Below are 23,584 nucleotides of genomic sequence, written 5' to 3' on the forward strand. Positions count from 1 at the left end.
TTATTGTAGTATAATGAAAGACTTAAGTGAGGTGATAACAGACTATGGCTTTTCATATTGTATTAGTTGAACCTGAAATTCCGGCTAATACCGGAAATATAGCAAGAACATGCGCGGCAACCGGAACATGGCTGCATTTGGTTAGACCACTGGGTTTCTTGACGGATGACAAGACGTTAAAGCGGGCAGGGCTTGATTATTGGCATGCTGTTAATATTGAATATCACGATTCCTTCCAGGAAGTAAAGGATAAATACGCGGAGGGTAGATTCTTTTTGGCTACAACTAAAGCTAAACGTGTTTACACTGAGTTTACATTTCAGGATGGTGATTTCTTTGTTTTCGGTAAGGAGACGAAAGGGCTGCCTCCCGAAATCATTGCAGAGCATCCTGATCATTTGATTCGGATGCCAATGACAGATGCAGTGAGATCGTTAAATTTGTCTAATTCTGCGGCAATTGTATTGTTCGAGGGATTGCGTCAGACTGGGTTTCCGGGGTTGAAATAACAAAAAACGAGTCGATTATGGCAGGAATTTTAACACAAGTAACGAATAGTATAGAGGCAAGCACTTGAAGGGAGGTTCTCCTTAATCGCTTGGCTATGCTGTTCGTTTTTTTGTGTGGAAAGTGAGGTGAATTTATAATGAAACCAGCTGGTGTCGTGAGAAAGGTTGATCAATTAGGACGAATCGTGCTCCCCAAATCACTAAGAAAAAGATACCAAATGAACGAGGGGGATCCCGTTGAAATACTGGTAAGCGGTGATCATATTATTCTGGAGAGATATCGTCCAAGATGTGTCTTCTGCAGTTCGATGGAGCAAGTGAGTGAATTTAAAGAACGGCATATCTGCGGAGAATGTCTTGGCGAGATGAGTGGAATGGTAGAAAGAGCGTAGTAACTGAGGATAAACGACTGTGAACTCTTAATGAGGACGAGCGTGATTGTATAGGTTGAGCGAATTTTGTACTATCTATGCTACGAACAAAGAAGTAAAACATCAGAAAGCATCACGTATTCCTTATTTAAAGGAACGTGATGCTTTTTAATAAGTGTCTGGAATAAGTAGTTTAATTCTTCATTACAGACCTTTTGTTTTATCATCATTGTAAGAAGAAGTGAGTATGGCCACGATAAAAATCAAAAATACCAAGTTCATAATCCAAAATGTTGCTGACATCGTTTGCACCCCCCTGCCCTTTTATTATAACCAACCGTTTATGAAAAGAAAACTTATAAAAGTGAACATTTATTTAAAAAATAAAAAGTGTGTAGGAAGCGGTCTAAGTTTACCATCGGATGGGTGGTTGATCACTTGCCCATCATAGATCAAGCTGGAAGATCCGCCGCCGTCCAAGTTGTAAGCATCCTTGACCCCAAGCTGTAACAGCTTCTCCTGCAGTTCAGCTAATGTTGCTCCGGAATTTCCTCTTTCATCATATCCGTCCGTAACCATAAACAGCAGCTGATCATTCTTGAAATTGCCAACTATTGTGCGCGGAGCTCGAGCTGGTGAGGATTGCCATTGTGCAGGTATCGCCTGTTTCTTGCCGTTTTGCAGCAAAACGGGAACGAAGGTTGCACCAAAGGACGGTTTAAGCTTGTCCAGATCCTCCTGACGGGAAAACCTTCCGCCTATGAGCTTGCGGTCAGTACTTAGACCAATAAAGGCTAAATTCTCAAAGGTTGGCTCAAATCCATATACGAATTTCCCATTCATAATGGTGTTGCTGAGGGGGTATCGTCTGCCTGTCTTATTGTCATCAGCGAAGCCTCCCGCATTAATCCCAGCGACTGCTCCATAACGACGGGCTGCTTCTAGCGTAGTTTCACTGCTGCCAATTTTGTCTTTGCCAAGCACCATCTTCAACGCTTTATCGGATTTCATATCAACCTTAAGAGCGTAAGCTTTGTAATTAGGTTCATTTAGATAATATAGCTTCATATCCAAATTAGAGCTGGTCGTCTGCTTGGAGGGTTTAGCTCCGAGCTTGGCGCTGATTCTGGTATCGAAGATGGCCGCGGGTTTGGAAGACGCGGCATCGGCTGTTTTGGCCAAATTAGCTACATCTGTTGCACTTTGCTCATATAATTGAAAGAAACGCTCGATGGTTGTCCGCGTTTGCGCAGCATCGGTCTTTGCCTTGTCCAGCTGCTGTGAAGCTTGCTGCAGTTGATTTTGAATGGAAAATTCCGTCTTGGCATAACGCTTTAACTCAGGGAGTTGAACGGAAAGCTGGAAAATAAGCAAGAAGCAAATCATACCTATAAAAGGCGCGACTGCAAGCAACAGAGTACGATTTATTAATGGAATCGGGTTCATGGGCAGATCACTTCCTTATTGCAGTACATCTAGGTTTTTCTTCAAATCGTCAAGCTTTTTCTTAACTTCGCTAAGCTGTGTATACAGTTGATTGCTGTTGTCTGTCTTGCTATTGGCGCTATCCTTGGTAAAGGCAAGAAGCTCGTTCAGGGAATCGATTTTGCTTTGCATTTTTACAAGGTCACTGCTGACGTTATCTTTGAGCTGGGCGATTTGCTTCTGGTAATCCTCTTGAACGGTTTGCAGCTGCTGTTCGGTTTGCTGAGCAATCTCCTGGGCAATTTGCTGACGCAGCTGATCCGTGTACATCTTGGCGCCAAGAGCTCCAGAAGCGATAAGCAGGGTCCACCCCATAAACAAGAACAGATAGGTTCTTCCTCTTCCTTTTACTTTGCTCGGTTTTCCAGTTCGCGCCACGAGCTGCTCTGAATCCGCAGGTACTATGGGCGTATTCATGGTTGATTCACCTTCCTGTATTCATTCGGCGAAAAGCCGTTCATTTTCTTAAATACTTTACTGAAATATTTCTCATCGTCATAGCCGACCATCTCCGCTACTTGAGCGATTCGCAGATTAGGATTTAGCAGCAGAAGCTTCGCTTTTTCCAACCGAATTCCGCTGAGATAATCAGATAAATTCACTTTAAATTGCTGTTTGAATTTACGGGAAATATATTCACGACTTAAATAGAAATGATTGGCAATCTCCTGAAGAGTAATATCCTGATGATAATGGTTTTGGATATACTTTGCAATCTCAAAGATGACGTTGTTATCTTGATGCTGATGAGCCAACAGCTGTTTAGAAAGCTCGATGAGCCCGGCTGTTAGCTGCTCCTGCCAAAGTATGACGGAGAAGGAACCGTCCTTGTCGATAGGAAGCTGAAAGCGAGAAGAGTCCGATTCTATTTTAATATCGGGATACTGATCTCCAAACCACTCGTTGAGCCAGCGGTTGCGCAGTACGGTATATTCCTGCCACCAAAGCTCAAGCATTCCTAGATCTATGACATCAAGCTGTTTCACTGCATCTATCCACAGTTGTACAGCTTTACGAATCTGTTCAGCGCTGCCGCTGCGAACCGAGAGATGAATAGGCTCAGCATAATCGCTAAAGCATATCAAAGGTGGCAAGCTGGAAGCTTGTCCGGTATACATATGAATCTTTTTATCTTTCAGCAGCAGATTACGCATATATAAGGCATTCTTAGCCTCTGTGTAAGCTAATATCAAGCCTGAAGGAACAGCATGTACGCTGCTGATACCTATTTCGACTTTACTACGAAGGACAGACCAAATACCTTGCTGAATGTTGGCCATAATTTGCTCGGCTGAGCCTTGTCCATATAATAGAACAAGAATGGCATCATCACTGTTCCAATAACGGTAAGCGATACCTTGTTTGGAGGCATGTAAAAACTCATTACATATGTTCGTAATTGAGAAGAAAAGTAGGTCCATATTGGATTCGAACTTTTGCTTCAGCATGGAGCTTATTGTATCCAACGATAAAATAGCCACTCGGCACTCGCGAACGCTGCGATCCAAACCGAATTCACTGGCGAAAGAGTGGGTTACAGCATCGAATCCGGAGGGCTCCGTTATTAAGTTAGATAGCATCTTGTCCCAGTAGGCTGGACGAATTTGATTCATTTCGATATTGAGCTGCTGTCCACGCTGGCGCTCGCTTTCATCTTGCCTCCAGCTTGCAGCGGCTTTAAAAACAGCGGAACGCAGCTGCTCAGCATCGATTGGTTTAAGTATATAATCCAACCCTCCGTACTGCACGGTATGGCGTACCAGCTGAAAATCATCGAAGCCGCTGATAACGATAGTTTTGCCGGACGGGTAATGTGTATGAAGCCATTCTAACAGCTGAGCCCCGCCCATAACGGGCATAACCATATCCGTGAAAATGATTTGGGGTTTATGTTCTTCAATTAAAGAAATAGCAGATTGACCGTCAGGAGCTTCCAATATTTCGTTGATTTCAAGTTCTTCCCATGGAACCAACAGCCGGATAGCTTCACGGACATGCTTTTCATCATCAACGATGATGGCTTTCACAGTAAGAGTACCTCCTAAGAAGAAATTTGTTGCGTATTAGGTATAACCAGTGTAACACGGACGCCTGTGGGATAGCACGGATCCAGTTTCATAGAGGCTCCTTGGAAATAGAGCTGCAGCCGCAAATGAACGTTTAATAATCCTATGCTTTCTGAAGTTTCTGCAATCTCATCTGGTTGAAGGCTTAATTGCTTTTGCAGAATAATCAACTGTTTGGGATCGATACCTCTTCCGTTATCCTCAACAATCAGCTTTAATTGATTATCCTCCGTTATTTCCCCTGCTATAAGAAGTGCCCCTTTTTTTTCTCGCGGGTCGAACCCATGCTTGAAATAATTTTCAACTAAGGGCTGAAGTATCATTTTGGGAATCAGAATATCTAAGGTCTGCTCAGTGACTTGAAAGGTTACATCCAGCTCGTCCTCAAATCGCTGCATTTGCAGCTCAAGGTAGGATTTAATATGGTCTATTTCCTGTCTGAGCGGCACTAAAGTTTCATTTGTATTCATATTGTAGCGCATCATCCTGGCGAGTGAAGAAATAAGAGAATAGATTTTGGGAGCCTGATGCTGGAGAGCCAACGTCCCTATTGACTGTAAACCATTATACAGGAAATGCGGATTAATTTGCGCCTGCAGTGCCTTCAATTGATTTGTTTTATTGGCAATATCCAATTTGTATTCTCTTTCTATCAGGTTGTTGATCGTCTGCATCATCATGCGAAAGCGGCGTGCCAATATACCGATTTCATCGTTACTGGTTACTTGAATGTCCACCTGCATGTTACCGGACTGAATTTTGCTTATATAGCCCATTAAATTTTTGATCGGCGAGGTGAACCTGAAGGAGATATAGAGCGTTGCTGATATGACGACAACCATAAATAGGATGAAGATTAGTGTATTGATTTTGGTTAAGTCACGCGCATTTTTATAGAGATGTTCATAAGGAATCCGTTTTACCAGCGTCCATTCCATGTAAGGTGTGCTCATACGATCGTAAATATGAATGCCAGTGAACGGCTTGCTCTTCCATTCAAAGCTGCCTGAGGATTCCGGCATGGATAGCAGGTGGTCGACCCAAGGCTCTTGAAGGACTTGCCCCCACTCCTTAGGATTTGTGCTATAAATAACAGCTCCGTCGTTGTCTAGAATATAGAATTCATCTTGTCCCAGTGTGTACAGCTGCTCGCTTATGGACTTAATGACCTCGATACTGAAATCGATGGACAATATACCTAGCCTTTCTTGCGTCAGGGAATTTAGAAGGGTTCGATGCATAGTGACGACTGTTGTTGGGGGAAAATAAAATAAACTTCCAACTTTGTAATCATGATTCCAGTGAGTAGGCTGCAGCTTAACTTCGGCGTTGTTCATTTCAGGCTGATACTTGGGTCCGGGACTATCATTTCGATTGGGGTTTCCTTGAGAAATTAAGATGGAACGGTTGCTTTTGGCCATATACAGATAGATTTGCTTGATCTCCTTGACCGAATTGGCAATGGTTTGAAGACCTCTTACGGTTTCGTTATAGCTTAAATAATCGGTATCTCCGTTGTAAATGATCGTGTAGAGGGTGTTGTCATTGTATACGTTTAGGGAATTTTGCTCAATTGCTTTTAAATAGTTCATGATATTCGTCTTGCCCTGATAAATCAGGTTGGAATTGCTTTGTATGGTCTCGTTGGAAACGGCTTGCTTAGTAAAATAGTAGGTGATAACTATGGATGTAGAGATAGGCATGATTGTAGCAGCAAGAAGGAACACGATAAGTTTATTACGAATACTGTTGCGAATCATTGGAAATTCCTCCTATTAATTACTTGGCGCTTCCAGCGTGCATGAACATTGTATCAATGGATATCAATAAATTCCACCTGATGGGTCACGAGAGTGGGTGTTTTTACAATGAATTCATTTCTATACTAAAGTTAACTCATACAGATTGACAATTTTGAACACTAACTTATGCAAAAAGGGGAGATTTCTATGAAAGCCAAAAGCCGTTCATCGAATTGGATTCATCAGTCGGTTTTCGTTGGCCCTGCGGTTGTCTTTTTCGCGTTGATCGTTGTTGCGCCATTTCTGCTTAGCATCTACTATTCGTTCACAGAATGGAACGGAGTTACTTCGAATATGAAGTGGATCGGAATCGATAACTTCAAACGGATTATTGTAGCTGATGAAGATTTTCATAAATCGTTCTGGTTTACAGTACGTTTCTCAGTAACGAATGTGTTGTTAGCTAATATTGTAGGTTTCTCCTTAGCGTTGCTGTTAACGCAAAAGTTGAAATCACGCAACATATTGCGTACGGTTTTCTTTCTTCCGAATGTTATTGGCGGATTGCTTCTTGGATTTATTTGGCAATTCATTTTCGTCAAAGGCTTCACAACCATTGGGGAGCTGACGAACCTCGCTTTTTTTAAACTCCCATGGCTAGGTGATGCACCTACGGCTTTCTGGGGACTAGTGATTGTAAGTGTATGGCAGACGGCTGGATACCTGATGGTTATCTATATTGCCGCACTCGCTAATGTTCCGAAGGATATTACGGAAGCAGCTACCATTGACGGAGCAACCCGAATTCAGGTATTGCGTCATATTACGGTCCCGCTCATCATGCCGGCGGTTACTGTATGTTTGTTTTTAACGATTTCCTGGGCATTTAAAATGTATGATCTGAATGTGTCATTAACGCAAGGCGGACCTTTCAATTCAACGCAATCGGTTGCCCTTAACATCTATGAAGAAGCGTTCCGCAATAACCGTTATGGATTAGGAACTGCCAAGTCGTTAGTGTTCTTCATAGTGGTTGCGGTAATTACATCGATTCAAGTATGGGTGACGAAGAAAAAGGAGGTTGAGGTATAATGGAAGTTAAATCTTCTTACGGTCCGCGGATATTCGTGCTGGAAATAATCGGACTTATACTTGGTCTGTTGTTCCTAGTACCTTTTTACTTCGTCATTGTGAATTCGATGAAAAGCTTTGGAGATATTCTTATTAACTCCGCCAGCTTGCCACAGTCTCTTAATTTTGCAAATTACGGCAAAGTGTGGGACATCATGAAGTTTCCGAAGGTGTTTTGGAACTCCCTGCTGATCACTGTATTCAGCAATATCGGCTTGGTGGTTATTAGCTCTATGGCTGCATATCGGTTAGTCCGGTTTCCGACCCGTTTCAATAATTTAATCTTCATGGCTTTCGTAGCAGCTATGGTTATTCCGTTTCAATCCATTATGATTCCATTGGTGCGGGTTGCAAGCCAGGTTGGCTTGATGGACAGCATTACTGGCTTGGTCATTTGCTATTTTGGCTTCGGCGTTTCGTTGAATGTGTTCCTATACCATGGATTTATTAAGTCGGTTCCTTTGGAAATTGAAGAATCGGCAAGGGTAGATGGCTGCTCGCCTTATGGAGTCTTTTGGAAAATTGTTTTCCCTCTGCTTAAGCCGATGACAGTAACGATTGTATTGCTGAATAGTCTGTGGATTTGGAATGACTTTCTGTTGCCGATGCTTATATTGAGCAAACCGGAGCTTAGAACGATTCCACTAGCAACTTATTCATTCTTTGGTCAATATACAAAGCAGTGGGATTTGGCTCTGGCAGCGCTTGTTCTTGGTGTATTGCCTATCGTAATCTTCTTCCTATCGATGCAAAGGCATATTATTGAGGGGATTACAGCCGGTTCTATAAAAGGTTGATCCCAATACACCTGACTTTTGACGGGGGACGGGGAGATGCGGTCAATAAGTTCCCCCTTAATGTTCAATATTGTCCGTGTTCGGTTGTTAAAGCATTTCTTAAAATAAATGAAGCAAGGGAAATAAGAAAAAAAAGGGAGGCATTTCGAATATGAAAAAATTAACAATTATCAGCTTGATTGCTATACTGGTTCTTTCCGTTCTAGCCGGTTGTGCAAAGACGGAAACAGCTCCAAGCCCTGGAGGTACTAACGCGGGTGGTGCTGCTGGAGGAAAGAATGTAACGCTAAAGATGTTCCAGTTTAAAGTGGAAATCGCTGAGCCTCTAGCTAAGCTTGCTGCCGAATATGAGAAAGCGAATCCTGGAGTGAAAATTCAGATCGATACCGTAGGTGGCGGTTCCGATTACGGCGCAGCGCTGATGGCGAAATTTAATTCGGGTGATAAACCGGATATTTTCAATAACGGTGGATTTTCAGACTTGGATAAATGGATTGAGCATTTGGAGGATTTATCCGATCAGCCTTGGGTTAAAGATATGGTAACTGTTGCGAAAGAACCAATGACAAAGGACGGTAAGCTGTACGGCCAACCGCTAAATCTGGAAGGCTACGGCTTTATTTATAACAAAGATTTGTTTACGAAAGCAGGCATTACAGAGCTGCCGAAAACATTGACACAGCTAGACGCAGCGGCTCAGAAGCTGCAAGCTTCAGGTGTAACGCCATTTGTTAACGGCTATGCTGAGTGGTGGGTGTTAGGAAACCATTTCGTTAACCTTCCATTCGCGAACCAGCCTGATCCTAACGCATTCATCGACAGCTTAAATAAGGGTACAGGTAAAATTGCCGGTAACCAAGCCTTCGAAAACTGGGTGAAGCTGTTCGATCTGCAATTGAAATATGGCAACAAAAACCCACTGCAAACCGACTATAAGACACAGGTTACCGAATTCGCAACAGGCAAAGCGGCCATGACACAGCAAGGTAACTGGACGCAACTGCAAATTACGCAAACGAACCCGAATATCAAGGTAGGTTTCCTGCCAATGCCTATTAGCGATGATGTTGCGGCAAGCGATAAGCTTCCAGTTGGAGTACCGAACAACTGGGTAATTAACAAGAACTCAGCTAATAAGGATGAGGCTAAGAAGTTCTTGAACTGGCTCGTTTCTTCGGATATTGGTAAAAAGTATATAACAGAGGAATTCAAATTCATTCCTGCGTTTACCAATATTCCAGCTGATGAAAAAATATTAGGCCCATTGGCAGCTGACATTATTAAATACAGCAAAGATAATAAAACAATGAGCTGGAACTGGTTCAAGTTCCCAGGCGGCGAAGCAAGCAGCAAGAAATTCGCAGCAACTATGCAAGCCTATGTAGCTAAGCAGAAAACGAAGGATCAAATGTTTGACGAATTCCAAAAAACTTGGGATAGTCTGAAAAAGTAATAGATTGAGCCCCGGCGCGTTTGCGCTGGGGCTTTTTCAATTTAAGAGCGGAAGGAAAGTAACGCAAAGCACTGAGTAGAACAAGAGAGGGCAAGGGTGCTGGGTTGATGAGAGATAGCATCCGCCCTTTGAAGATCGTGTTCCCACCGCTGCAAGCCAACAATTCGAAGGAACACGAGCTTCAACAGCGGCCGGAATCCCACACTCATCACTCCCCACAGCAAGTTTTTACAGCAGCAAGCGCAATTGAGAGCATAGGAGCCAAAAGCGTTGCTCCATACCTAATAGTAAGGGGAAATGGAGGGATATCCTAGCTAAAGCGCTTTTATCCTGTTTGAAGGCGCTTTATTCATTTAACTTAAGCCATCCCGCGCTGTTACAATGGAAGGTAATTAAGGGTTAGGCTAACGGAGGATGAGGATGACTACACGTTTCACAAGAGGCTTCAATGAGTGGCTTGAGGCAAGAAAACATGCAGTACCTGAAGATAAAAAATTATCCAAGGAAGCTGTCGTGTCGTTATTTATTCACTTCTGCTTTCAGTTCGGCGCATCGATGTCCAGTGTGTTCCTGACCTTATATTTATGGAGGCTAACACATAGCCTATGGATTAACGGGATGTATTATGTGGTCACCTATGCAGCAACTCCTCTCGCATTTGCACTAGGAGGATGGTTGATCAAACGGAAAGACCGGATGTTCACATACCGGTTTGGTATTGCGTTAATCGCCTTGTTCTATTTGGTCGTTGTGTTCGCTCAGGAGCGGGTTGTGGACTATTATGTGCTATTCGCCGTTTTTGGAGGATTGTCTTCTTCCTTTTATTGGGTAGGCTATTTGACTCTAATGTACGATGTCTCTACGGAACAAAATCGAATTCGATATTTGGCAACTAATATGATAATCTTTACACTCGCAGGATTAATCGGCCCAGCATTGGCGGGATTTATTATAAGGCAAAATGACGGACTCCAGGGGTATACATTTGTATTTTCAGTAGCGTTCTTTATGTTCCTTCTTGCAACAATAGGCAGCTTTAAAATTAAATCCAAATTATCCCATCACAAGGCTTATTATTTGAAGTTTACAGGTTTATTAATGCGTAGAAACAAGATCTGGACCGGATCGTTGTTTGGATTCTCGGTACTCGGAATGCTGCAGGGGATTATGCTCTTTTTGCCTACTATTTTGTTGTTTCAGATTGTTGGCCGCGAGGATTTGGTTGGTTACTTGGGTGTGCTGTATGCCAGTGTGAGCATCGGGACTGGAATATTTATTTCTAAATATGGCCGAGAGGATCTGGCTAAACTGTTTCTGCTCATTTCCACGGTGGGGTTTATAGCAGGGACGTTGTTAATTGTTTGGAAATTGACGCTGATCACAGTTATTCTGTTCATGATTATTTACTCCATATGTGCGCCTTTACAGGGTAACACAATGACAACACATTATTTCCGTTTGATCAGTATGATGCCCTTAAAGGGACAGCTCCGGGTAGAGTCAGTGGTTGTGCGGGAGATATTCATTAATTGCGGCAGGGTCATAGCGATCTTAGTATTAATTTGTTTAAACCGTTATGCAGGTGAGGAAACATTGCCGTGGGTTTTGTTGGGGGCCGCAATCGTGCAAATTGCCTTAGTGTGGTTGCTGCGCTCTAGCTCGAAAACCAAGGAATCAACTGCGTCAAGCAATAAACTGAATATGTAATTATTAAAAGATAACGTTGATTATTATCAATAAAATGAATAAATACAAAGAAGTGAAGGCAGCAAGTTTGCTTCAAGCTTGAATAGTATTAAGTTATTTTGGAAATCCTTTGAAAGCTAATTTGACTTCCGCTTGGTGAAGTAATGAAGCACTCTAAATGGCAGGAGGGCGGGTTACTTAAATGGCTTCGCATTATGACTGTATTGTCATCGGAGGTGGCATAGCAGGGCTACAAGGAGCGATTCAGCTTGGCCGTTATAAGCATAGTACTCTTGTAATTGACAAGGGCTATGGCAGATCGACGTTGTGTAAAAGCTACCATAACGTTCTTGGATGGCCAGATGGCGTTTCAGGGAAAGAACTGCGCCGTTTAGGAAGGCTGCAGGCCGAACGACTGGGTGTTCAGTTTGTTAGTGGTACTGCGACACGGGTGATTAAAGAAGAGAATGGCTTCGGTGTTGAGATAAAGGGAGAATCACAAGCTATCAAGGCAGATACGCTGCTGCTTGCAACGGGCCTGCTGGATCGCTTTCCCAAGCTTCCAGGATTGATAGCCTGCTTAGGAAACAGCGTTTACGTATGCCCGGATTGTGACGGATACGAAACCCAAGGCCGACGCACGGTTGTAATGGGTGCAGGGGATGTGGGGGCGTCAATGGCGCTGCTCCTGTTGTACTGGACTTGTGATTTAATTTACATCAATCATGAGGCGGATATAGCACCGGTAAGTGAAGCTTTGCTAGAAAAGCTTATGGATAAAGGGATCGTCTATCAAGGACAGGCCATTCAGGAGGTTATAACATCAGGTGATGGGAACTTTCATGGAGTCCGTTTGATAGATGGGCAAGAAATAATAGGCGAGCGTGGATTCATCGCCTTTGGCGGCAATGAGGTGCAGTCGGAACTGGCTTCACAGCTTCGTGTAGAGCGGCTGGAAAACAAGCACATTGTAACCGATCCGAGAACAAAGATGACAAGTGTGCCTGGTGTGTGGGCTGCAGGAGATGTGGGAGTTCATGCTGAGCAGTTGACGATAGCAATGGGTGAAGGAGCTCAAGCGGCCATATGGATTCATAAGGAACTGCTGAAGCTAAGAAACAAGTCTACCTTAGAAAGATAATGAAGCCTTAATAAGACAATATCCAAAAGTGGAATGAGATCGGAATCCAGCGTTTTTTAGTTGGAATCGGGTCTTTTTGCAATTGGATTACTATTTTTCGAATCTGTACCTCCACTTTTCTATCGACTCCTCTCCGTTTACAAAAATACGTTTGAGCTTTAGCCTATCTTGACTAGGTGTCGTCATACCTTGCTCTATGGTAAAGGCATAGCGGAAATTATGCTCTTTCAAAATCCGCAAAGTGGATGTGTCCCATTCACCGTAAGGATAGCAGTATATATCGGCTACGGTTCCAAGCATCTGCTCAATCTGGAATCTTGCTTCAGTAATTTCAAAGGCCTGGTTTTTAGCGCTTATTGTGGGCAAATGCGGATGGGTCATGCCATGGGGTTGTATATCCCACCCAGCTTCATGCATCTCCTTCACTTGATCCCAATTCAGAAAGTAGCCGTCCTCTACCATGCCTGGAGACATAAATAAGGTTGCGTGAAAACCCAGCTTCTTCAAAATCGGCATTGCATGTTCATAATTATCCGCATAGCCATCATCAAAGGTCAGCAGGATGGGGTTATCGGGGCCTTTATCGATTCCTTCGATCATGTCGGAGAATTGTTTCAAGGTTAAGGGATTGTAACCTTTTTCAGATAAGTATTGCATCTGAGCTGCAAATTTTTCAGGTGTAATGGTGGCTGGGTTGCCTGGGTCAACGGTGATGCTGTGGTAATTCAAAACAGGAATACGCGCAGGCTTATCTGGCTTTACTGGGCTTGCAGGTGGTACATCAAGTGTAGGCATTTCTGTGGTTACAGAAACTATGGAAATATCTGTAATGGCAGCGCTATCAGAAATTGTAGACGTTGATGTAGGATTATTGGGATCTGATATAAATCCGAACAGCGTATTGGACGCAGTACCTCCAATATAGGACGGCTTGTGTCCGAAGGCATTGACAACAAGGGGAGAAGCAAACCAAAAGGATGGGTCCGATTTGGATTTATATATTGGCGTAAGCAGAGAACCGGGTGTATTTATAGGTTCGACAGAAGGTTGACCGGAGATCGATTTATCAGGAGCTTGGGCAAAGACAGGCAGCATGGAGAAGCACACCACTACCAGGCAGCACAGTGCAAGAAAGCATCGGCGATGCCGAAGAAGTAATGCTACAAGGGCTGCATGGGTTGTAAGTGTCGGATCTTTCATAGGCACAGACTCCTTCATGGATAATCTATTACTCTATGCATATCCTGCGATAGAATGGATTATGACTGCGGGATGACTAATAATTCATCATTTGTTGTAAAAGTTAAAAGCGGTCAAACTTATTTTGAATGGATCGGGGGTAGCTCTTCAACGACTTTGGAGTAGGTTCGAAGAGCTTCTTCTCCTTGCGGAGTTACTTTGTATATGCCTCGTTCCACACGCTGGAACCAACGGTAATAGTTTTTTTGAAGCAGTCCTGACGTATTGGGATTGCCTGTAAGTTCACGCAGACGGCGTGGGCTTAGAGGGCCCTGTTGGTTGAGTAGGTAGGCTAGGTGAAGCGCTTTTTCCCGGTAAGAGGTCATCAGCTTTAGCTTGGTACTCCCACCTACATTGTAGTCCGCCCTGCGTTCCTTAAATTCATGAACGATTCTTTCCGCAGCCCGCTTATTATGACGCGGCAGAACGGTAGGAGCAGGCACTGGCTCAGCATTAACTGATGATGGCCCTTCTACATGAAATTGGGACGCAGCGGCCGGATGGCATTCCAAAAGGACTGCGGGCTTTTTTCGTTTAAAGAATTGTACGGTTATCATGCCGACCCCGAGCATCTGACAAAGCTTACGAAGCTCTGGCCAACTGGCTCCATGGGGAGCGCGGCCTTTATTGGGAAGCTCGAAAGCAACGTATACTTGACGGGTCAGCCGCAGCCTGTTGATACCTTGCAGGAGCAGCGGGATAGAGAAGTTTTTTTTCAGTTCAACAATAACGGGCGGTTCGTCACCTCTCATCGCAACTAAGTCACAATGGTGCACTTCGCCTCTAACGTTATACCCCAGCTGTTCGAAATACGATTTGACTGGTGCGTAAAGCTCTGTTTCGGTTTTGATCGCCACAGTCTTTCTATCTCCTTTGAACATAGTAATGGGATCGAATATTGAGTTGATATAACTCAAAGGGATTTCTATCTAAATTAATGTAATTATATCATAAGTTTGGTAGTATTGGATTAGAAGTAGCTGCTATCAAGCAGGATATCCTGTAAAAAAAAGAAGTAGCCTTACTATAGATGACATCATTCGAGGTTATGGTATAAGATCAGACATAATCTATAAAATGCTTATTTAAAAAGTTAACTGTATTGCCCTATGAATGACAAGCTTTCTTAGAAATATTTGCTTCGTGAGCTTTGAATAGCGGGAGCGGTGTTACAAGTTTATCCAAATACAACGAGGTATTATAGGAGGTTCTTGTTAATGTTATCTGTAGAACAAGCGGGTCAAATAGATCCATGGCTGGGACAAAGTGTGGATTGCGTTTGCGGCAAGTCCCACTCCGTATCAATTCGCAAAGTAGTTATTGATAGCGGGGCGTTAGCTGCGCTGCCTGTCTATGCGCAGGAACGAGGGTATGGCGAGCTGCTGCTGGTGGTCGATAAGAACACGCTGGAAGCTGCTGGGCGAGAGCTGCTTGAGCTGTGCGAAGCCGCTCAGCTGAAGGTGTCCTTGTGTGTGCTCACGGCTGATGAGCACGGAGAGCTCGCCGCCGACGAGCGCGTCATCGTGCAGCTGATGCTGAACGTGACGTCTGCGGTGCAGGCCATCGTGGCCGTAGGCTCGGGCACGATTCACGATGTGGTCCGTTTTGTGTCGCACAAAATGGACCGCGCGTTCTTCTCGGTGCCGACGGCCCCTTCGGTCGACGGCTTCGCCTCTGTTGGAGCGCCGCTTATTATCGGCGGCTTCAAGCAAACCATTCCGGCCTGCGCGCCGGAAGCTATCTTCGCCGACTTGGCGCTGCTGGCCAAGTCGCCTAAAGCTCTGATCGCCGCCGGATTCGGCGATATGTTGGGCAAGTACACCTCGCTGGCCGACTGGCAGCTGGGGCAGGTGCTGTTCGGCGAGCCGTATTGCGAGCTCGCTGCGCACATGACGCGACAGGGTCTCGCCATGTGCGTCGACAATATCGACGAGATCGCCGCAGGCAGCGAGCTCGGCATGCGCAAGCTGATGGAGGGCCTGACGTTGTCAGGTATCTCCATGCTGCTTGTAGGCCATTCCCGCCCGGCCTCGGGCGGAGAGCATCACCTCTCCCATTTCTGGGAGATGCGGTTCCTTCAGCAGCAGCGCAGAGCGCTGCTGCACGGCGCTAAGGTCGGCGTCGCTGCTGTGCAGATGGCGAGGCTCTACGAGGCGGCGGCTGCGATGTCGAAGGAAGCCGTTGCTTCTGCGATAGCCGAGCGGCAGGCACGCGGCGATGTGCTTACGCCCGGACGGATGCGTGAGAAGATCCAGGCGGGCTACGGGAGCATCGCCGATCAGGTGCTCGCGGAGAACGGCCTGACAGTGCTCGATGCGATAGACTCAGCGGAACAGCAGGAGCTGCCACAGCGCCTTGTCGAGCGTTGGGAAGCAGTCCGCACTGTATGCGGCAATGTGCCGTCTTCGGAGCAGCTAGCGGCTGCTCTGCGGCGAGTTGCAGGACCGACTACGGTCGCTGAGCTGGGTGTTGAGCCTGAGCTTTTGCAGGATAGCATGGAATATGCCATGTATGTTCGTAACCGTTACACGATCATACGGCTTCATCAGTGGTTATAAAAAGTTTGATTTTTTGAAAATTATTAGCAGACATTGCGGGCAGTCTTTTGACGCACGGTTTTCCGTACTGGGAAATCGGCGGACGAGAGGCTGCTTTTTTGTGTCTTTTAGAGGGTGCTCAAGCAGCCTTTTTGATTAAGGAGTTTCGCGGGTAAAACTGCCCTTATCTAGAATCTTACATTCACCTCTTCGATGTTAAAGGAAGTCCTTGTAAATAGGCTAGGTGAATCGGATTCCTACACTCAACTCTAATTTTATATTAAATTTTCGGGCAACTTATCCCCCTAACTTGCATAGGTATTTACTACACTTCATTTCTTTGATGTTGTCATTGCAAAAGCACCGTACGAAGGAGGTTGACCCATGGACATATTCAAGAAAATTTCGGATTACCGCACAGAAACCGACAGATTGGCATGGACGGGAACCTTTGCGCAATATATCGTAATGGTTCACAAGAACCCTAGCTTGGCGATGACCGCTCACAGTAGAGTTTATCAAATGATCGCTTCGAGAGGTGTAGGAGATGATAACGGCAGACGCAGGTACCACTTCTTCGAGCAGGAAATATTCGGATTGGATCTGGCGATTGAAAAGCTTGTTGAAGAGTACTTTCATTCTGCAGCTAGACGCCTCGACGTCCGTAAGCGTATCCTCCTTCTCATGGGGCCGGTCAGTGGAGGTAAATCAACCCTGGTAACTCTGCTGAAACGTGGATTGGAGCAGTTTTCGCGTACGGATGAAGGTGCAGTTTATGCCATAAAGGGTTGCCCGATGCATGAGGAACCTCTGCATTTAATTCCACTGGAGCTGCGACCGGAGGTTGAGCAGGAGCTTGGGGTGAAGATTGAAGGGAATCTATGTCCTTCCTGCCAAATGAGGTTAAAAACGGAGTATGGAGGACGTATTGAGGATGTACAGGTGGAGCGTGTGCTTCTCTCTGAGGATACGCGGACAGGGATCGGAACGTTCAGTCCTTCAGATCCCAAGTCACAGGATATCGCTGATTTAACAGGAAGCATAGACTTTTCCACGATTACGGAATTCGGATCCGAATCGGATCCTCGTGCTTACCGGTTTGATGGAGAGCTGAACAAAGCGAACCGGGGCATCATGGAGTTTCAGGAGATGTTAAAGTGTGACGAGAAGTTTCTCTGGAACCTATTGTCGCTGACACAGGAGGGGAATTTCAAAGCCGGACGCTTTGCCTTAATATCGGCAGATGAGCTGATCATTGCACATACGAATGAGTCAGAGTATAAATCGTTTATCTCCAACAAGAAGAACGAAGCGCTTCAATCCAGGATGATTGTGATGCCGATTCCCTACAATCTGAAGGTTTCGGAAGAGGAGAAAATTTATACCAAGCTAATCAAGCAAAGCGATATGGCGCATGTTCATATTGCCCCGCATTCTTTACGTGCAGCGGCGATTTTCTCCATCTTAACCCGGTTAAAGGAATCCAAGAAGCAGGGTATGGATCTGGTTAAAAAGATGCGCATGTATGATGGCGAGGAAGTCGAGGGTTACAAGGAAGCCGACTTGAAGGAAATGCAAAGTGAATACTTGGAAGAAGGGATGTCGGGGATTGATCCGAGGTATGTCATTAATCGGATCTCGAGCGCGTTAATCAGGCAAGGACTCGAATTCATAAATGCGTTGGATGTTCTGCGCGCGTTGAAAGACGGGCTGGATCAGCATCCTTCCATTACGAAGGAAGAGCGCGAGCGCTACTTGAATTTCATCTCTGTGGCACGTAAGGAATATGATGAGCTGGCTAAGAAGGAAGTTCAAAAAGCTTTTGTTTACTCGTTCGAGGAGTCGGCGAAGACATTGTTTAACAATTATCTCGATAATATCGAGTCGTATTGCAACTGGGGAAAAGTGAAGGACCCGATGACTGGGGAAGACATGGATCCGGATGAAAGGCTGATGCGCTCCATTGAGGAGCAGATCGGAATATCGGAAAATGCGAAGAAAGCATTCCGTGAGGAAATATTAATTCGATTATCTTCGTATTCACGCAAAGGTCACAGATTTAACTACAGCAGCCATGAACGACTGCGTGAAGCTATTGAGAAGAAACTGTTTGCTGATATGAAGGACGTTGTGAAAATAACCACCTCAACCAAAACACCGGATGGCAACCAGCTAAAACGGATCAATGAGGTTATCAAGCGTTTGGTTGAAGAGCATGGTTATTCAACAGCCTCAGCTAATGAGCTGCTCCGCTATGTAGGCAGTCTGCTCAACCGATAAGTACAGAATACCCGCCCATTTTTCAGGTAGGCATTCACCCCTTAGGCGATCGCACATATATTTTTAGTAGATCGTTATCTCAAAAGGAAAAGGGAGAACAGGAATGCAAAAGCACCTCTTGATCACATGGGTTCAAAGTGATCAGGAGGTGCCTTTGTACGCTTGCTAGCACTTCAAGGGGTTTGAGTGGACTAATGCTGTAGGTAAAATAATTTCAACGGTCGTCCCCTTGTTGACTTGGCTGTGTATCAGCATGCGTCCGCCATGGCTTTCAATTATTTTAAATGTGACCATCAGACCAAGCCCGGTTCCTTTTTCCTTAGTGGTATAAAATGGCTCACCTAAACGCGGAATGCGCTCTTCGGGTATACCGCATCCCTCGTCCATAAAACGTATCATAATATGCTGGTGATCATGATTAAGTAGTTCCATTCGGATAGTGCCGCCATTCGGCATGGCATCCATAGAATTGTTGAGTATGTTAATGAATACTTGTTTGATTTGGTTCTCATCGCAATTAATTGAGGATAGGTTGTCTTGCGTTTCTTCGATTAGCAGCTTTACTTTATGAATCAATGCTTGCGAGCTCAATAGTACGACTGTATTTTGCAAAATTTGCAATGCATCCTTTGCTTCATAACGGACCGATTGCGGTTTCGAAATTACGAGAAACTCACTGACAATAAAGTTAATCCGCTCCAACTCATCCTTCATTATTTCGAAGTATGAATCATAGCCTTTTACTTTAGTTTGCATCAATTGAACGAAGCCCTTCAAAGAGGTTAACGGATTACGTATTTCGTGGGCTACTCCTGCGGCTAATTGACCGACAATTGACAATTTTTCCGAACGAATCAGCATTTGTTCGGCTCGTTTGCGTTCACTGATATCTTTGCCGATCATATAGACGCCATTAAATTGACCATTCACGACTATGGGGACGTTTAAAATACTTAATTCCACATAGCTTTGATTTTTGTGCAAGAATGTCACTTCATAATGCCGAGTTTGCCCTCTCAGTGTATCTGCAAAAAAATCATGCCACCGTTCTAATTGTTCAGGAACGATCAAATGGTGGATCGACTTATTAAGCAGCTCCTCCTCCGTATACCCTGTCATGGTGAATAAGGCCGGATTAGCGCTGGTACAGAATCCATTGCGGTCGAAAGAGCAGATCGGATCCGGGTTATGGCGGAATAATGATTTGTAGCGCTGCTCGCTTTGTTCCAATTGCTTTTCTGCTTTTTTCTTTTCGAAGATGGCTTGGATCATAGCATAAGAACGAGCAAAACGGCTATCTTCCTCCTGAGCCAAAATCGACTCTAAAATATCATCCTGAAACTCATCGGGATCCGTGCTTTTATTCAGTTTTTTCAGCTCATCGAGCATGTTCATCACATTGATAATATGATCTTTGTGAATCCATGCGGCAGAGGCTGCTTTGGACTGGGTCTCGTGCTCAGGCTGCAGGGTTACGATCCCTTTCTTGAGATCATACTCTGAGACATGATTCATATTTACCACATTCATTTGATCGATTAAGCGAAAGCCTTCCTCATACATCCACTCTTCAAAAGCTTCCAATGTTGCTGCCCAATAATATTTGTTATTTGCGGTGTGAATGACCAGCTCTTTTTCTTTCACAGATTCGATCTTAACTACATCATCGGAATGAATGATTAGGATATCGGATCCCTTTTTTCCGTCTCTTGTGACTGGAATTTTCTGCATCTATTTCTGATCACCTGCCTGCCTACATCAATTAAAGATAACAATCGAAATGAAATTTATTTGTACTTATATCAGCGCGGCAAAGGGAAGTTATAACGTATAGGATTTCCCGAAAGCTCCTAATGTGCGGGTATTGTCAATGGCAAGCTTGCCATTCATGACGGGTGGAAGGTTGGAGGTAAAGCCGGCGTATGTTAGATCGTAAACCACATGGTGGATACAAAATTGACGAAATTACTGTTGATATGCGTAATCGAGGTGGCGAAGCTCATGTGGAAGATCCCCAATGAACATTTAGAACACAATGAATCCATTATATCGCCAGAAGAATTCATAAGTAAATGAATTATTTTAATTGCTCTGTTTAAAATCATGTATAAAAAGGGCCATAACTTTTTTTATTTATAGGTAAAAACTATTAAAGTGATAATCATTATATATTTCAAATAATAAGCAATAGCATCCATAATAGGATTTAAGAGGAGCTGATTCTTATGAACAAACCTGTAAATCAGGAGTGGAATGCCGGACTTTATGATAGTAAGATCGGATACGTGTCACGTTTGGGGAAAGGAGTTGTAGAGCTGCTTAATCCACAACCAGGAGAACGGATTGTAGATTTGGGCTGCGGTACAGGTGACCTGACTAATGTTATCGTGCAGCTTGGAGCTAGCTGTGTGGGCATAGACGAGTCGGCAGATATGGTTGAAAAAGCCAGAAGCAAATATCCTGAGATATCATTTGTAGCGATGGATGGGCATATGTTCCGCCTGGATAAGACAGTGGATGCTGTATTCTCCAATGCCGCGCTGCATTGGATGAAACAGCCGGAGCGTGTAATTGAATCTGCTAGGCTGGCTCTTCATGAAGGGGGAAGATTCGTTGCAGAATTCGGAGGCAAACGAAATGTAGGGCACATTTATGAAGCAATAGCTGAGGTGCTAGGGGATTATGGAATAGATGCGGAAGCACGCAATCCTTGGTATTTTCCAAGTGTGAGCGAATATAGCGGCTTGTTGGAAGCCCAAGGCTTTGAGGTGCGCTGGATGGAGTTGTACGATCGACCAACAGAGCTAGATGACGGTGTGAAGGGGCTTGAGCATTGGCTTGATGCCTTTGCAGGGATGTTTTTTGCAGGGCTTGCTGCAGAGCTGAAGCGCGAGGCCTACGCACGCTGCTGCAAGCTGCTGGAAGCAGATCTATACAATGGGAAACACTGGATTGCTGATTACCGCAGACTACGCTTTTCCGCTGTGCTGAAATGATCAAGTGGAAGATGACCTAGATATATACAATAAGGGGATAAAGTGCCTGATGGCATTTTGTTCCTTTATTTTTTTAGAAAAAATGATGTTCGATGGAAAGAAAATTTGGTACAATCATCATAGTTTCACTGTTATGTAAACGCTTTAATTCCGTAGTTTTTTAGACATCTAGAAGGGAGCTAACAATACGTGACATACTTTAGGAAATTGAAATGGTTAAAATTTGTTTCATCAGCATTAGTCGTATGTGTATTGTTCACGGCTTACCATATTATAACGGTTGAAGGCGAATCGAGTAATCCTCGTGTAGTTCTTATGCGGCTCGAAGATATTGGTCCTGGTGGGCAATATGGATCTATGGAACAGCTTGGTAAGCTACGGGCCGTACTGGATTATTTGCGGGAGCAGCATGTTATTTACCATCTGGCGGTCATCCCTCGCTGGATTGATGTTTCGCCAGACGGAGTTCGTTATGATGTGTCTCTCGATCAAACTGGCAATCCTTATGTAGAAGCCTATCAGAAGCTGCTGAAGCAAGCCGTAGGAGACGGAGCTACTCTCGGTATGCATGGATATACTCATCAGGTTGGGAATATACGCAGAGATGACGGACATCAAGAATCAGGTATTGGCAATGAGTTTAATGTGCCCGGTTCTGAAGAGACGCTGACTGCCTCGTTCGCAGAGCCACGCTTGAAGGCAGGGCTCGCCATCTTTAAGAATGCGGGACTCCAGCCGCAATTCTGGGAGTCGCCGCACTACCGCTCCACTCCGGAGCAGGATCAGCTGTTTCGTAATTACTTCGGCCTTCATTACCAGGCAGATGTGCAAATCGACCGCAATACACCGGTCGCTCAATATATTAATGAGCCTAATAGCGGGTACGGTGCTTCTTCGATGGGGGCTGTTTATGTTCCTACGCCATTTGACTATATTTCTTTTAACAAAGACGAGAAAGTGATTATTGACCGTGTAGGCAAGTCAAATAATATCAACTCTTTTTTCTATCATCCCTTTCTAGAATTTAAACATCTGATTCCGGTTACCAACGATCAGGGTGAACCCGTGCTTCGTGATGGTTTGCCAGAATTCCGTTACCCTGCGCAGGATAAAAGCGTACTGCAAAAGCTTATTGCAGGACTAAAGGCAAAAGGCTATAAGTTTTATTCCATTCAGGATTACGTTCCTTTCACACCATCACAAAGAGTACAGATTAAACCGACAGGTCAGCAGGATAAGCTGATGCTTGGGGATGTTACTGGAGATGGGCAGAGTGATCTAGTAAATTGGGATTCACAGAAAGGAACGATTACCGTAACGCCTGGCTCTTTTAGGGGGATGCGTAATAATGCCCAGGGTACATCTTCTGTATGGGCCAATGTACCTTTTAAGGATGGAGCCGTTGCAGCGTTGGAAGCGGGCGACGCTAGTGCTGAAGGAAAGAATGGCTTATGGATAATGAGCCCCACCGGATTGCTGCAGCGGTTCGAGTCGGACAGCCAGCATTTTACACTTCAAAAAGAATGGAAGATAGCACCGCGCAACTGCTCGAATCTATATGTGCTGAGGCAGGGTAGTGGAAATACAGTTATTGCGGGTTTATCATCAGATCGATTAACCTTGTTTGGTTATTATGTGAGCAAAGGCGGAGAAATCAAACCGCTCAAGCCCTATAAGTTTAAGAATGAGCTGAAAAATGAGCTACAGCTTCGTACGCAGGATGATGGTACCAAGTCGCTGTTTTACGCAAGATCGGGTGCGGTCAGTGGGCTTGAGCTCAGCGTGGATAAAGCCGCGATGTCTTGGAAGATGAAGAAAGCGGAGTTGAATATTCCTAATGAGGATGGAGAAATCCGTTTCGGTGATTTTAATGGGGATGGGAAAGAGGATGTGCTGCGTTGGAATTATGAGCATAATCGTTTTACTGTTTACCTTCATAAGGAAGCAGACGATTATGAGCTGCTGTCTGTTTTTGGTCCTTGGGGAAGTTCAGGCTCTAAGCTAATTACAGGTGATTTGGATGGGAATGGAAAAACCGATTTGGCACTTGTAAGGCTACAGGATGGTTATTTGGATTCGGCACTATCGTTCGAAAGCAAGTAGCTATAGCTTACTTGAAGTCCCATCCTACAAATTAAGAAGGATCCTGTG

Annotated in this window: 19 protein-coding genes; 12 read left to right on the top strand and 7 right to left on the bottom strand. The window is 44.6% G+C overall.

Annotated features, from left to right (window positions below; genetic code table 11):
* Positions 1-44: 44 nt before the first annotated feature.
* Positions 45-509, top strand: coding sequence for a tRNA (uridine(34)/cytosine(34)/5-carboxymethylaminomethyluridine(34)-2'-O)-methyltransferase TrmL (trmL, locus tag GC093_RS02885; protein WP_171650356.1), 465 nt, complete (start codon positions 45-47; stop codon positions 507-509).
* 137 nt (positions 510-646) lie between these two features.
* Positions 647-901, top strand: a complete 255-nt coding sequence (locus GC093_RS02890) for an AbrB/MazE/SpoVT family DNA-binding domain-containing protein (protein ID WP_171650357.1) — start codon at positions 647-649, stop codon at positions 899-901.
* A gap of 351 nt (positions 902-1,252) precedes the next feature.
* Here GC093_RS02890 and GC093_RS02895 read toward each other — a convergent pair whose 3' ends face one another.
* Genes GC093_RS02895 through GC093_RS02910 form a run of 4 tightly spaced genes read right to left on the bottom strand, consistent with a single transcriptional unit; the run spans position 1,253 to position 6,191 of the window.
* The gene (locus GC093_RS02895; protein ID WP_171650358.1) at positions 1,253-2,326 is read right to left on the bottom strand and encodes a phosphodiester glycosidase family protein; all 1,074 of its coding nucleotides are present in this window, start codon (positions 2,324-2,326) and stop codon (positions 1,253-1,255) included.
* A 15-nt stretch (positions 2,327-2,341) separates the two neighbouring features.
* Positions 2,342-2,782, bottom strand: a complete 441-nt coding sequence (locus tag GC093_RS02900; RefSeq protein ID WP_171650359.1) for a hypothetical protein — start codon at positions 2,780-2,782, stop codon at positions 2,342-2,344.
* A complete protein-coding gene (locus GC093_RS36550) occupies positions 2,779-4,392 on the bottom strand; it encodes a response regulator (RefSeq protein WP_171650360.1) in 1,614 nt (537 codons plus the stop codon). The genes GC093_RS02900 and GC093_RS36550 overlap by 4 nt, the downstream gene beginning before the upstream one ends.
* A 14-nt stretch (positions 4,393-4,406) precedes the next feature.
* Positions 4,407-6,191 (bottom strand): cache domain-containing sensor histidine kinase, encoded by a 1,785-nt coding sequence (locus GC093_RS02910; RefSeq protein WP_171650361.1) that lies wholly within the window; start codon positions 6,189-6,191, stop codon positions 4,407-4,409.
* Positions 6,192-6,380: 189 nt separating this feature from the next.
* Here GC093_RS02910 and GC093_RS02915 point away from each other — a divergent pair, with 189 nt between their 5' ends.
* The 6 genes from GC093_RS02915 to GC093_RS02940 all read left to right on the top strand — a co-directional run bounded on the left by GC093_RS02915 (position 6,381) and on the right by GC093_RS02940 (position 12,381).
* Positions 6,381-7,265, top strand: a complete 885-nt coding sequence (locus tag GC093_RS02915; protein ID WP_171650362.1) for a carbohydrate ABC transporter permease — start codon at positions 6,381-6,383, stop codon at positions 7,263-7,265.
* Positions 7,265-8,101 carry a carbohydrate ABC transporter permease gene (locus GC093_RS02920; RefSeq protein WP_171650363.1) on the top strand — a complete coding sequence of 279 codons (837 nt, stop codon included), beginning with the start codon at positions 7,265-7,267 and terminating at the stop codon, positions 8,099-8,101. The genes GC093_RS02915 and GC093_RS02920 overlap by 1 nt, the downstream gene beginning before the upstream one ends.
* Before the next feature lie 151 nt (positions 8,102-8,252).
* Complete coding sequence (locus tag GC093_RS02925) at positions 8,253-9,554, top strand: ABC transporter substrate-binding protein (protein ID WP_171650364.1); 1,302 nt, start codon at positions 8,253-8,255, stop codon at positions 9,552-9,554.
* Between the two features lie 107 nt (positions 9,555-9,661).
* Positions 9,662-9,868, top strand: a complete 207-nt coding sequence (locus GC093_RS02930) for a hypothetical protein (RefSeq protein ID WP_171650365.1) — start codon at positions 9,662-9,664, stop codon at positions 9,866-9,868.
* 106 nt (positions 9,869-9,974) lie between these two features.
* The gene (locus tag GC093_RS02935) at positions 9,975-11,261 is read left to right on the top strand and encodes an MFS transporter (RefSeq protein ID WP_171650366.1); all 1,287 of its coding nucleotides are present in this window, start codon (positions 9,975-9,977) and stop codon (positions 11,259-11,261) included.
* Between the two features lie 181 nt (positions 11,262-11,442).
* A complete protein-coding gene (locus GC093_RS02940; RefSeq protein WP_171650367.1) occupies positions 11,443-12,381 on the top strand; it encodes an NAD(P)/FAD-dependent oxidoreductase in 939 nt (312 codons plus the stop codon).
* A gap of 90 nt (positions 12,382-12,471) precedes the next feature.
* On the opposite strand, the gene GC093_RS35650 is transcribed toward GC093_RS02940, so the two are convergent.
* Together GC093_RS35650 and GC093_RS02950 are read right to left on the bottom strand one after the other, a co-directional pair.
* The gene (locus GC093_RS35650) at positions 12,472-13,581 is read right to left on the bottom strand and encodes a polysaccharide deacetylase family protein (protein WP_246313309.1); all 1,110 of its coding nucleotides are present in this window, start codon (positions 13,579-13,581) and stop codon (positions 12,472-12,474) included.
* A 119-nt stretch (positions 13,582-13,700) separates the two neighbouring features.
* Positions 13,701-14,477, bottom strand: a complete 777-nt coding sequence (locus tag GC093_RS02950; RefSeq protein WP_171650368.1) for a DUF2161 domain-containing phosphodiesterase — start codon at positions 14,475-14,477, stop codon at positions 13,701-13,703.
* 360 nt (positions 14,478-14,837) lie between these two features.
* Here GC093_RS02950 and GC093_RS02955 point away from each other — a divergent pair, with 360 nt between their 5' ends.
* Together GC093_RS02955 and GC093_RS02960 are read left to right on the top strand one after the other, a co-directional pair.
* A complete protein-coding gene (locus tag GC093_RS02955; protein ID WP_171650369.1) occupies positions 14,838-16,178 on the top strand; it encodes a sn-glycerol-1-phosphate dehydrogenase in 1,341 nt (446 codons plus the stop codon).
* Between the two features lie 363 nt (positions 16,179-16,541).
* Positions 16,542-18,437, top strand: coding sequence for an ATP-dependent protease PrkA (locus GC093_RS02960; protein WP_171650370.1), 1,896 nt, complete (start codon positions 16,542-16,544; stop codon positions 18,435-18,437).
* 165 nt (positions 18,438-18,602) lie between these two features.
* On the opposite strand, the gene GC093_RS02965 is transcribed toward GC093_RS02960, so the two are convergent.
* Complete coding sequence (locus GC093_RS02965) at positions 18,603-20,168, bottom strand: ATP-binding protein (protein ID WP_171650371.1); 1,566 nt, start codon at positions 20,166-20,168, stop codon at positions 18,603-18,605.
* 494 nt (positions 20,169-20,662) lie between these two features.
* Between GC093_RS02965 and GC093_RS02970 the strand changes: the two genes are divergently transcribed.
* Together GC093_RS02970 and GC093_RS02975 are read left to right on the top strand one after the other, a co-directional pair.
* Positions 20,663-21,433, top strand: a complete 771-nt coding sequence (locus GC093_RS02970) for a class I SAM-dependent methyltransferase (RefSeq protein ID WP_171650372.1) — start codon at positions 20,663-20,665, stop codon at positions 21,431-21,433.
* A gap of 207 nt (positions 21,434-21,640) precedes the next feature.
* Positions 21,641-23,536, top strand: coding sequence for a DUF2334 domain-containing protein (locus GC093_RS02975; RefSeq protein ID WP_171650373.1), 1,896 nt, complete (start codon positions 21,641-21,643; stop codon positions 23,534-23,536).
* Positions 23,537-23,584: the final 48 nt, after the last annotated feature.

The organism is Paenibacillus foliorum (assembly GCF_013141765.1).
Classification (GTDB): Bacteria; Bacillota; Bacilli; order Paenibacillales; family NBRC-103111; genus Paenibacillus_S; species Paenibacillus_S foliorum.